This window comes from Streptococcus anginosus (assembly GCF_900636475.1).
In the GTDB taxonomy this organism is placed as follows: domain Bacteria; phylum Bacillota; class Bacilli; order Lactobacillales; family Streptococcaceae; genus Streptococcus; species Streptococcus anginosus.
The window spans coordinates 799,977-812,248 of record NZ_LR134283.1; the positions used below are offsets into that span (position 1 = coordinate 799,977).

At 40.5% G+C, this 12,272-nt stretch carries 11 protein-coding genes; 2 read left to right on the plus strand and 9 right to left on the minus strand.

Features of this window, described 5'->3' with window-relative positions; all coding sequences use genetic code 11:
- Positions 1-83 precede the first annotated feature (83 nt).
- Genes glmM through cdaA form a run of 3 tightly spaced genes read right to left on the minus strand, consistent with a single transcriptional unit; the run spans position 84 to position 3,032 of the window.
- A complete protein-coding gene (glmM, locus tag EL079_RS03955; RefSeq protein WP_003032683.1) occupies positions 84-1,436 on the minus strand; it encodes a phosphoglucosamine mutase in 1,353 nt (450 codons plus the stop codon).
- A 23-nt stretch (positions 1,437-1,459) separates the two neighbouring features.
- Entirely contained in the window at positions 1,460-2,188 is a 729-nt protein-coding gene (locus EL079_RS03960; protein ID WP_003032661.1) for a CdaR family protein, read from the minus strand.
- The gene (gene cdaA / locus EL079_RS03965; protein WP_003032693.1) at positions 2,175-3,032 is read right to left on the minus strand and encodes a diadenylate cyclase CdaA; all 858 of its coding nucleotides are present in this window, start codon (positions 3,030-3,032) and stop codon (positions 2,175-2,177) included. The genes EL079_RS03960 and cdaA overlap by 14 nt, the downstream gene beginning before the upstream one ends.
- Positions 3,033-3,139: 107 nt before the next feature.
- Between cdaA and murT the strand changes: the two genes are divergently transcribed.
- Together murT and gatD are read left to right on the plus strand one after the other, a co-directional pair.
- Positions 3,140-4,483, plus strand: coding sequence for a lipid II isoglutaminyl synthase subunit MurT (gene murT / locus EL079_RS03970; protein ID WP_026248158.1), 1,344 nt, complete (start codon positions 3,140-3,142; stop codon positions 4,481-4,483).
- On the plus strand, positions 4,483-5,268 hold the full coding sequence (gene gatD / locus EL079_RS03975; protein WP_003032749.1) for a lipid II isoglutaminyl synthase subunit GatD: 786 nt from the start codon (positions 4,483-4,485) through the stop codon (positions 5,266-5,268). Before murT ends, gatD begins: the two co-directional genes overlap by 1 nt.
- A 198-nt stretch (positions 5,269-5,466) precedes the next feature.
- On the opposite strand, the gene EL079_RS03980 is transcribed toward gatD, so the two are convergent.
- The 6 genes from EL079_RS03980 to EL079_RS04005 form a co-directional block, all read right to left on the minus strand.
- Positions 5,467-6,657, minus strand: a complete 1,191-nt coding sequence (locus EL079_RS03980; protein WP_003032715.1) for an MFS transporter — start codon at positions 6,655-6,657, stop codon at positions 5,467-5,469.
- 90 nt (positions 6,658-6,747) lie between these two features.
- Positions 6,748-7,617, minus strand: a complete 870-nt coding sequence (locus tag EL079_RS03985; protein WP_003032758.1) for a helix-turn-helix domain-containing protein — start codon at positions 7,615-7,617, stop codon at positions 6,748-6,750.
- Positions 7,618-8,262: 645 nt separating this feature from the next.
- Entirely contained in the window at positions 8,263-10,161 is a 1,899-nt protein-coding gene (locus tag EL079_RS03990) for an ABC-F family ATP-binding cassette domain-containing protein (protein ID WP_003032678.1), read from the minus strand.
- Between the two features lie 74 nt (positions 10,162-10,235).
- Positions 10,236-10,601, minus strand: coding sequence for a hypothetical protein (locus tag EL079_RS03995; RefSeq protein ID WP_018543455.1), 366 nt, complete (start codon positions 10,599-10,601; stop codon positions 10,236-10,238).
- Position 10,602: 1 nt separating this feature from the next.
- A complete protein-coding gene (locus EL079_RS04000) occupies positions 10,603-11,307 on the minus strand; it encodes a matrixin family metalloprotease (RefSeq protein WP_003032719.1) in 705 nt (234 codons plus the stop codon).
- A gap of 144 nt (positions 11,308-11,451) precedes the next feature.
- Positions 11,452-12,243 carry an alpha/beta hydrolase gene (locus EL079_RS04005; protein WP_003032697.1) on the minus strand — a complete coding sequence of 264 codons (792 nt, stop codon included), beginning with the start codon at positions 12,241-12,243 and terminating at the stop codon, positions 11,452-11,454.
- Positions 12,244-12,272 lie beyond the last annotated feature (29 nt).

The following is a 12,272-nucleotide window of genomic DNA, read 5'->3' on the forward strand; positions in this document are numbered from 1 at the left end:
ATAAAAAATTGATTGACAAAACAAGTTACAATATAAAGACAAAGAAAAGCCCTGTTTGTTATACAAACAAGAGCTTCTTTGCTTTATTCAATACCGATTTCAGCACGCACAATATCTGCAATTGTATCGACATAGTAATCTACTTTCTCATGGCTTGGTGCTTCTGCCATGACTCGTAAAAGTGGTTCTGTTCCGCTTGGACGAACAAGAATACGACCATTTCCAGCCATTTCTTCTTCCATTTTTTCAATCACAGCTTTAATAGCAGGAACTTCCACGGCCTTGTCCTTCATAGTATTTTCAACACGGATATTAACCAATTTTTGCGGATAAATAGTCACTTCTGAAGCTAATTCAGATAAAGTTTTACCTGTTTCTCTCATTACTTTTGTCAATTGAACGGCTGTCAGCTGACCGTCACCCGTCGTATTATAATCCATGATAATGACATGCCCTGATTGCTCACCACCAAGATTGTAACCCGATTTGCGCATTTCTTCTACGACATAACGGTCACCAACAGCTGTAATCACTTTATTAATACCTTCACGATCCAAAGCTTTATGGAAACCTAGGTTTGACATAACAGTTGTTACGATTGTATTTTGGGCTAGTAAACCTTTTCCAGAGAGATATTTCCCAATGATGTACATGATTTTATCACCATCAACAATCTCACCATTTTCATCTACCGCAATCAAGCGATCACTATCTCCATCAAATGCCAAACCAAGTGCTGAGCCTGATTCACGAACTGTTTCTTGCAATTTTTCAGGATGTGTAGAGCCAACATTCAAGTTGATATTTAGCCCATCTGGATTTTCCCCGATGACCGTCAATCTAGCTCCCAAATCCGCAAATACCTGACGAGCACTCGTTGAAGCAGCACCATTTGCTGTATCAAGGGCAACTTTCATTCCCTCTAAATCAAGACCAGTGGACACGAGATATTGTTGATATTTGCGCAACCCTTCTGGATAATCCATAAGAGTTCCTAAACCTTCCGCACTTGGACGCGGTAAATCGTCTTCTTTGGCATCAAGAAGAGCTTCAATTTCCAATTCACGCTCATCGTCCAATTTATAGCCATCGCCACCAAAGAATTTAATACCGTTGTCAAGTGCAGGATTGTGGCTAGCTGAAATCATAACACCCGCACTTGCTTTCTCAGATTTCACCAGATAAGCTACACCTGGTGTCGCAATAACCCCAAGCTTATAAACACGAATCCCAACAGACAGAAGTCCAGCTACTAAAGCACTTTCCAGCATTTCTCCTGAAATACGTGTGTCACGCCCTACAAAGACACGGGGTACATCTTTCTCATGCTGGCTTAATACATAACCACCAAAACGCCCTAATTTAAAAGCTAACTCTGGTGTTAACTCCACATTTGCTTCTCCACGAACTCCGTCCGTTCCGAAATATTTTCCCATTTTCTAAAATCCTTTCAATACTTTTATTTGGATGAGCTCGTCGAACTCGAAGACGAACTTGATGATTTAACAGTAATTTTTATGGTTGTCTCATAAGGAGTAATCACACTTGGCAAAACTGTGCCATTTGCATCAACTGCCTGTAGTGGGGCATTTCCTGAATAGTTAGCTGATATTTTTTCACTAGTTGGCACTACCGCTTCTACATGATCGACCTTAGCCAGCGTATCTTCGTCACTTGTAACAGTTACCTTATTGTCACCAACCGTCACGCGATCAACCATCAACCCATCTGCTAACTGGGCTGAACTGATAGTTGTTTTCACTTCAACTGTCTTGCTTGCTTTCTTGCCAACTTTCACTGTAATCTTAGCTGGTGTGACAGTCGCAGTCAACCCACTTGGTAAATTTTTAATCGCCAAAGGTACTTCTCTCGTTCCTTCTGTAGCTTTTGTCAAATCTGCCACAACCTTGAATTTTCGTGTACTTTCTTGCATTTCACTAGCAAGAGTCACACGATTAGAACCAGTTAATACCACTGACACTTCAGATGAAAACCCACTAATAAAATACTTTTCACTATCGTATTTAATGTCAATTGGTACACTAGGCAAGGTGTTGGTATAGGTTTCAGAAGTTGTTTGTCTAGCATTTGAATTATTTTGGTAATTTGTCGTGGTGGCGTAAATAAATAAAACACCCGCAAAAAAGATGGAAGAAATGATGTACCAAATCTGTTTACGATTTTTCATGTTTCCAACCTCCTAGCACACGATTTCTAAATGGTGATTTTGGTTGTTCATCTGAGATCAGCACTTTCCGCAATTCTGCTTCAAATTCCTCTAATGTCAAATTATGCTTGAAAACTCCATTATGTGTAATAGAGATACCTCCAGTTTCCTCCGATACTACAAAAGTAAGGGCATCGGACACTTCTGACAGACCGATTGCCGCGCGGTGACGTGTTCCAAATTCCTTAGAAATCCCTGTGTTTTCTGTGAGCGGAAGATAAGCGCAAGAAACAGCTATTTTATTGTCTCTTACAATGACAGCACCGTCATGCAGCGGTGTATTGGGAATGAAGATATTGATTAACAACTCACCAGATACATCAGCGTCCAACGGAATCCCTGTTGCAATGTATTCTTGCAAGGTTCTGCTACCTTGGATAGCAACGAGAGCCCCAATTTTCCGAGGACTCATATAATCCACTGCTTTGACAAATGCCTGCACCATTCTTTCTTCTGAGCTAATGGGTGCTGTAGAAAACAAATCGGTAGCACGCCCCAGCCTCTCCAGACCTGTACGAATCTCAGGTGTAAAAATCACAACTGCCGCAATAACCCCATAGGTGATAACTTGATTAATCAACCAAGAAACCGTTGTTAAACCAATGGCATTGGCAAGAATCTGAGCCAGCACAAAGATTAAAACCCCTCGAACGAGAATCATAATTTTAGTACCAGCGATTGCTTTTGTAAAATAAAATAAAATCCAAGCAACCAGTGCAATATCTATAATATTGGTAACAATACTCCAAGGGCTAGAAAATAAACTAGACCAATATTGGAGATTGGACAATTGCTGAAAATTCATTTTCAGTGTCCTCTCTTTCTCAACCTAAAAACGTTCTTGACTATTATATCACTTTTCAAGATATTTTTCTGTAACCTTCTTTACTTTTTTATGATAAAATATTTCTTATGAAGATAAATACTATGTTGGGCACTCTTGCAGGGAAATCCTCCCATTTTGTTTTAAGCAAACTGGGACGTGGTTCAACTCTGCCTGGAAAACTTGCTCTGAAATTTGACAACGACATTTTAAACACACTAGCTCGTGATTACGAAGTAGTGGTGATTACAGGGACAAACGGTAAAACTCTGACTACTGCTCTGACAGTTGGAATCCTCAAAGAGGCTTTTGGCGAAGTTGTGACCAATCCCAGCGGAGCCAATATGATTAGCGGGATTGCGACGACTTTTCTGACCGCTAAAAAAGGAAAAACCGGCAAGAATATCGCTATACTAGAAATTGATGAAGCTAGCCTCTCACGCATTTGCGACTACATTAAACCGAGCCTTTTTGTCTTTACCAATATTTTCCGCGACCAAATGGATCGTTACGGAGAAATTTACACGACCTACCAAATGATTTTGGATGCTGCTCAAAAGGTTCCTACGGCAACCGTCTTGCTAAATGGAGACAGTCCGCTGTTTAACTCTGTTACTCTCAAAAATCCGGTTCAATATTATGGTTTTGATACAGAAAAAGGAGAGCCAAAACTAGCTCATTACAATACGGAGGGTATTCTCTGTCCTAAATGTCAGCACATTCTAAAATACAAGCTCAACACTTATGCCAATCTAGGCGATTATATTTGTGAGCACTGTGGCTTTAGGCGCCCTGAATTAGACTACAAACTAACCCAATTGACCAGTCTTCGTCACAACAGTTCGGATTTTGTCATTGACGGTCAAAGCTATCACATCAATATCGGTGGCCTCTACAATATCTACAACGCTTTAGCTGCCGTTTCCGTTGCTCAATTCTTTGGAGTTGAGCCAACTACTATCAAGACTGGTTTTGACAAGAGCAGAGCTGTTTTCGGACGTCAGGAAACTTTCAAGATTGGCGACAAGGAGTGTACGCTAGTTCTCATTAAAAATCCTGTTGGAGCTACGCAAGCTCTAGAAATGATTAAACTAGCTCCTTATCCATTTAGCTTGTCAGTTCTGCTCAATGCTAATTATGCGGACGGTATCGATACGAGCTGGATCTGGGATGCAGATTTTGAGCAGGTTTTAAACATGGATATCCCGCATATGATTGCTGGCGGGGTTCGTCATTCTGAGATTGCCCGACGCTTGCGGGTGACTGGCTATAATGCTGAACAAATCAGTGAAGTAGCTGATTTAAGCCAGGTCTTTGAAAAAATTAAAAACCAAGAAACCAAGCATGCCTATATCCTAGCTACTTACACCGCCATGCTAGAGTTTCGCGAATTGCTGGCTTCTCATCAAGTCGTCAGAAAGGAGATGAACTAATGGTTTATACATCACTAACTTCTCCTGAAAATCGGGATTATACTTATGATTTGAAGATTGCTCATCTCTATGGCAATCTCATGAATACCTACGGTGACAATGGCAATATTCTCATGCTCAAATATGTAGCTGAAAAGCTAGGTGCTCGCGTTCAGATTGATATTGTCTCACTTGAAGATAAGTTTGACAAAGATTACTATGATTTGGCGTTTTTCGGCGGAGGGCAAGACTACGAGCAGACCATTGTGGCACGAGATCTGCCTGCAAAAAAAGATAGTTTGGAAGAATTTATCAATCATGACGGCGTGGTACTAGCTATTTGTGGTGGCTTTCAGCTTCTAGGTCAATATTACATTGAAGCTTCTGGTCGGCGGATTGAGGGACTTGGAATTATGGGACATTACACTCTCAATCAAAAAAATAACCGCTACATCGGCGACATTAAGATTCATAACGATGAATTTGACGAAACCTATTATGGTTTTGAAAATCACCAAGGACGGACATTCCTATCTGAAGACGAAAAACCGCTCGGCAGAATTATTTATGGGAATGGAAACAACAAGGAAGACCAAAGCGAAGGCGTGCACTACAAGAATGTCTTTGGCTCTTACTTCCACGGTCCTATCCTATCCCGCAATGCCAATCTAGCTTACCGCCTAGTGACAACCGCCCTGAAGAATAAATATGGCCAAGATACTCCACTCGCCAACTACGAGGACATTCTAGCGCAAGAAGTCCCCGAAGAATACGGCGACGTCAAGAGCAAGGCAGAGTTTGAATAGGGTATAAAATGAGAGTGGGGATGTAAAAGTTGATTTATCAACGCATTAGAGTCCACTCAGCAGTGTTTGATTGGCACTAAAGTGCCTAATCAATTGTGCATTGGAAACTCTACATTGACTAAAGTCAATAGAGCTTCTCCAAACTACTACGTCTTATCATTCTGACTATATAAGCAAAGGAAGCTGAGCACTTTTGTCTCAGCTTCCTTTTGTTTGCAATGATTTTTGATAAAAAATTGAGAAAACAGCCAGACTCATCACTCCAATGCCAATGACAATAAAAGAAAACAGGTGTACGCTTGGAATCAATGTCACAATTGCTGTTGCAAGCGGCATAAAAAGAATAGCCAGTGTAAAAATAGCAGAGAATACTCGACCTAAATACTGATTGTCAACCTTGGTTTGCACCTGGCTGAAAAAATGAATGTTAAAAACTGTCATGAATAACTCACAAAGAAAATTACCGCCATAAGCTAGATAAGCAGGAACAGGAAAAATAGCAGAACTCCCTATTATTACAACTCCTAAACCTGTCAGACAAAGGGTGGTTAGCAAATTCTCCATAGTATCCTTAATCTTACTTGCCAAGAGTGCTCCAATGATAGAGCCGATAGCTCCCATTGTCAGAATGGTCGCATAAGCTCCTTTTTGCTGAAAAAGCTGATTAGTGAAAGGTAGGAGGTAGTTAAAAGCTGCAAAGAAAAAATTAACGCTAGATGCTACTACGAGTAGAAAGAAGATTTCCTTTTGTTGTCGAATATAAAGCACTCCTTCTCGCATATCTTCCAAAATTGCTCTTATTGTCAGCCTACCAGTTGATTTCATTTCTGGTTCTTTGTTAGGTAGGAAATAAACCAAAATAAAGGCGAGGAAAAAACTCAGTGCATCTAAAAGCAAAGTAATCCGCAGATTGGCATAGTTCATGACTAAGAAAGAGAGGACAGGAGCTGACACACTGATTAACTGCAAAACCACCTCCAAATGAGAATTGTAAGCTACGATTTCCTCTTTATTTACAATCTCGGTGATATAGGATTTGTTTGCTGGTCGTGAGAAAGAAAAAGCAATAGCTTGCACCACATTGGCGAAAATGAGAGCTCCAATCATCAACTGTTTATGAGTAATAAAGGAAATTCCTAAACACAGGAGAGAACAAATCAAGTCAGTTGTCATTAAGACTTTTCGTTTAGAAAAACGATCGGTGATAACACCGCCGAAAGGATTGAATAAAATAGCTGTTATTAAATCGGACAATTGGTAAATTCCTAAAACGGTCTGACCTATAACTCCTAACGACGCTAGCCAAATACTGTTTCCATAATCATAGAGCATATTGCCAATCTTGTTGATAGCTCCGCGTGCAATGAGTTGTACCGCTTGTTTGTTCATAAAGAAACCTCCAAATTCTTTTTTTATATTTTAACAAATAAAAAAAGAAAGGCACTATTTTTCCCGTATTTGGGAAAAGTGTCTCTCTTTTTATATTTTTTGTGTAATAAATTTCTGGTAATGTTCTTGATAATAATCAACTTGTTCGGGTAATTCTAAGGTCTCAAAAATCTGAATAGCTTCTTTCATTTTTGCAATACCTTGCTCCTGCTGACCTTTTTGATATGCTTCAAAGCCCTTGACATAGAGAAAAATTGTCCGCTCGTAAAGCTTAATTTCTTTATCTAAAATTTTAGCAACTGCGTTCTTGAAATACGTTGCTTTCTCAAAATCCTTTCCCTCTAAGCAATGCAGGTAAAAATTCAGAGCCAAAATCAAAACCAACCGACGATGCTTGTTGATATTTTCATAAAAATATTCACGCTCTAAAACTTCCTTACCCATCCGATAAACATAGTCCACCTCATAGAACGAATAAAGATTTCCGATTAAAATCAGCTCATACATTCCCCAATTTTCTCTCTGAAAAAGGTAATCCGCCACACGCTCTAGGTCAGTCGGTTTCATCTCATAACGATTATCTCGCTGACAAATTAGTCCTTGTACCAAGATAATATTGAGCTCATGAATGAGGCTATCCTGTCGCTGTCTAGCTTTTTCTCTCTCCTGATGCTGCAACTTCTGAAAACCTTCAATATCTTTAGCATAATAGAGCGGGACAATGTGGGACATAAATTCAACAATTTCAGCTCGTTGATAGTTTCTAGCTGCATCCATAAAATTTTCCACACTGACCTGAATATTATCCAGAACCGCTAAGAACTTATCCACTGTCAACTCAGACTCTCCTCGCTCAAAACGGGACAGCTGAGAAGTTGATACTTGATCCCCCGCTGCCTGAGCAAGAGAATAATTACCATTTAAGCGAAAATCACGAAACACCTTGCCTAAAGCTTCCATTACTTCACCATTAACTCCTTTCACAATTTTTAGTCTTTTCAGATATTACATTAAAGCTGTACTACTTCAAATCTAGTATTTGAACCTCTAGGTCAACAGGCATTTCATCTGCTCTTCTACAAAGATTGCTACTTCCATATATCGCCCTCAAAAGACTGGGGACTACTGATAAAGCAAGTAAATGGAACACTTCCCCTGACTTTCCCCGTCAATCAAATTCTTTCTTCGCCCTAAAAGTTCCTTCATTCAAACGGGCGAGCAAAATAACCTTACTAGAAAAAATGGGATATGGGTAATTCCGTCTCAAATGTTCGGATTTTACTTTCGGACACGTCTTTTTTTGTCAAAATCTTCTTGTCCGAAAATCGGCCGACATTATTTTTTCAAAAAAGCTTTGTCCGAAACAAGAATGTTCGGAATTTGTTCCAAAAACTTCCTTCCGAAAACTGGACAAAGCTATTTTCCTCTAAAACTTCTCGTCCGCATATGGAAAATGGCAAATTACTTAAAAGTTGCCTCATCCTTCATGAAGGATGAGGTTTTTTGCTCAAAAAACTCTCATCCCCTTTTGAAACGTTCGGGATTTGGTCTCAGGGAAGAATTTCTTCGCTTCGGATGAAATTTCTTGACTTAAAAATAGCTCGCTCACACCTGTTCTGCCACTTCTTCCCACTCTGTCATGGCTGCTTCCTGCTGTTCAGTCAGCTGGTCTAGCTTTTGCTGAAGCTCCATGAGTTCGCTTGCGTCATTGGTTTCCTGCATAGCTGTAGTCAACTCGGTCGTTTGCATCTCCAGCTCTTCAATTTCAGCTTCCAGCTGCTCCAAACGGCGAGCTAATTTTCGAGCTTCTTTCTGTGTTTCTTTCTGGAGTTGATAGTTGGTGACTAGCTGAGACTGAGCGGGCTCTGCCGCAGTAGCTTTCTCCTCTCTCAAAGCTTCCAGCTCTGCTTTTTTCTCCAGATAATAGTCATAATCGCCCAGATAAAGAGTAGATCCAGTATCAGAAAGCTCGATAATCTGCGTGGCAACCCGGTTGATAAAGTAGCGATCATGGCTGACAAAGAGCAAAGTACCGTCAAAGTCAATCAAGGCATTCTCCAGCACCTCTTTGCTATCAATATCTAGGTGGTTGGTTGGCTCGTCCAGCACCAGAAAATTCTTGTTTTCCATAGACAACTTAGCCAGTAAAAGCCGCGCTCGTTCCCCACCTGACAGCATACTGACAGACTTTTTGACATCATCACCTGAAAAGAGGAAAGCACCCAGACGATTGCGGATTTCCACTTCTTGTGTTAGTTTAAAATCATTCCAAAGCTCGTCCAAGACTGAATTGCTCGGTGTCAATCGGCTTTGGGTCTGGTCATAGTAGCCCAGCTCCACATTTGCTCCCAGATGCTCCTGACCACGGATAAAAGGAATTTGTCCTACAAGCGACTTGATAAGAGTTGTTTTGCCAATACCATTTGGTCCGACAATGGCTACTGCGTTAAATTTACGAATATCCAGATTGATAGGCTCGGACAACACTTGGTTATCATAACCGATAGCCGCATCTTCCAGCGTTAGGACGACATTTCCAGAAGGTTTAGCTGAGCGAAAGGTCATATTAGCAGAACGACTGCCTCTGTCTGGCTTGTCAAGACGCTCCATTTTTTCCAGCTGTTTGCGTCTGGATTGAGCGCGTTTGGTTGTAGATGCCCGAACCAGATTGCGATTGACAAAATCCTCCAAAGCAGCAATTTCCTTCTGCTGCTTTTCATAATTCTTGGCCTCTGTCAAGAGCTTCTGCTCCTTTTGCTGAACAAAGCTAGAATAATTTCCCACATAGCAATCCAACGAGTGCTGGGTCAAATCCAGCGTCACAGTGGCTACCTTGTCTAGGAAATAACGGTCGTGACTGACGATGATGAGAGCTCCGCTATAGTTGCTCAAATAGTTCTCCAGCCAAGCAATCGTCTCTATATCTAAATGGTTGGTAGGCTCATCCAGTACCAATAAATCTGGCTTTTCCAACAGCATTTTCGCTAAAGCCAATCGAGTATTCTGCCCGCCCGAAAGCTCTTCTATCTTCATCTGCCACATAGACTCATCAAACTTAAAACCATTGAGAATTGCACGAATATCTGCCTCATAGGTAAAGCCACCTGCCTGACGGAAATTCTCTGACAGCTGATCGTACTGAGTCATGAGAGCAGTCAGCTCTTCTCCTGCCAATTCTCCCATTTGCAGCTCCATCTGTCGTAATCGCTGCTCCTGCCGACGTAAATCATCAAAAACATGCAGCATCTCGTCATAGATGGTATTCTCCGACTCAAAGCGGCTGTCCTGAGCCAGATAAGACAGGGAAAGATCTCGTTTTTTATTGATTTGACCAGAAGTAGGCTCTTCCTCACCCACTAAAATCTTGAGCAGGGTTGACTTCCCAGCTCCATTTTTACCGACTAAGGCAATTCTATCTCGTTCATCCACTTGCAGGTTGATATTATCAAAAAGAACCTCCCCTGCAAAAGAGCGTTCAATCTTATTTGCTTGTAAAATAATCATAAACCTATTATAGCAGATTCCTATCCTAACTGCTATCTTAGAAAACAAAAATGCGGTTCATTTTGACCGCATTTTCATTTAAAACTACTTAAAATTTCTTGATTTTGCATCACAAGGTAAACACCTAATAGAATAATCAAAGCAAAAAGCCCTAATTTGATGATTCCTTTTACAAAACGAATCACCCAAAGGATCATCATCGAACCAATCAACCACATCACGGCTGAATGATTGAAAAAGCCTTGAACAGCTTGACTGCTTTGACCAAAGAAATTCTGAATGGGTGCCGGAACATGTTCTTGCCATGCAGCTGTCACACCGATACGATCGGCAATATCAGAACCACTTTGCCAAAGCCAGGCAAAAATGCTGGAATTAAAGACAAACAAGAAAACTTGCTCTGGGAAACATCTGATGATTTTAAAGATATTTCTTATCATTTTATGCTTGATACAACTCCTTTACTGCTTGAACATCTACTGCTTGAATCCCGTAAAACGAGCCAGCGGATTGCATAACAGATTTTTCTTCATTGTGTTCCAATCCAATCGCATGTCCCAGTTCATGCTCTGCTGTGTTTACGATTCGCTCATAAGAGTAGCTATATTGACTGTTTAATAGATAATAACGATTTAGTCGAACAGTTACATTTGTAAAACGCTTGGTCAGCAAATTGGTTTTGGATTCTGCTTCGCCTGCCGCACTGACAGTGCTATTATTCATCTCTGTAGCTACAATATTGGCTTGATTTTTATCATTTACAATCTGGAAAGTAAAGGCACCCGTTTGATTCCAGGCACGAATAGCTTCCTGATAAGCTGAGCGAAATGTCTCGTCTTGTGTATCTATATAAACCGTAGCACTCGCTGTGTCCCATCGGACACCAGACGCTTGGTGACCATGATTGTCCGATAGCTGTTTGGTCAGGTCTTTCACATTTTGCCCGACACCTAGCTGACTATCCTGTCCACTTACATATCGATAAATTTGACTGACATCTTGCTGAAGTGTTGTCGAAAAATTGCTTTTAGAAGGACTAATGACATACAAGATTCCCACTAAAAAGAGTGCTGTTAATGCAAGGCTATAAACTAAACGCCATATCAAGCGCAACAGCGCCGAAAATATTCGAAATATAAACCTCATACTTCCCTCCTAATCTCAAATGTAAAGAGTAAGTATAATGAGATTCGCTTAAAAATTTCTTAACATAGAGAACTGTAAAAGAAAGAATAAAATATTGACAAAAAAATGTAAATTTCTGTCAAAAAGGGCATCTCTCAAGCAACTTTAGGATAAGCGCTCTTCTACTTCAAAATCAATCGGCAGCCATTTCAGAAATTCCTCTAATTGTTTTTCCCAATAATACCACTCGTGCTTTCCCGAATTATGATGATAGGTGATATCTAAGCCACATTCGCGCAATTGTTTAACAGCTACTTCATTTGCTTGATAAAGAAAATCTTGCTCCCCACACCAAGCATAAAATTTAGTCTTTTTATCTGACTTCTTTGCCATTGTTGTTAAAAAATGCTGCTTGACATCAGCTGCTTTCAAATCACCAAACACACCTTGCCAATAGTTGAGCGTACCGCCAGGAAGTTCTTCTATGTCCACATCATCCAAACCGAGCCCAATAGCGCCTGAAAATGACCCTGCATAGGAGAATCGATCTGTCGTCAAGGCTATTTTATAAGCCCCATAACCTCCCATTGACAGACCTACAATAAAGGTTTTCTCTCGTTTCCGACTCATATTAGGAAAGAAACGATGCATAACCTCAGGCAATTCTTTTGCTATGGCATCATAATACTTCAATCCATAAGCAGTATTGGTGTACCAAGCAAGATCTGTTGACGGCATAATGACAATTAAATTTGTATGGCGCAGTAAACGCTCAATATTCGTCCGTTTTCGCCACGAATTTTCATTGCCGCCCATGCCGTGCAAAAGGTAAAGAACGGGAATATCCGTATCTGCTATCTGACTGGGAGCTACTGCATCCGCATCAGGATAGATGACATTGACACGACGCTCCATTTCCAACACTGCTGAATGATACTCTATTTCAAAAAATGCCATTTTTTCTCCTTTTCATATAAATGTAAGAA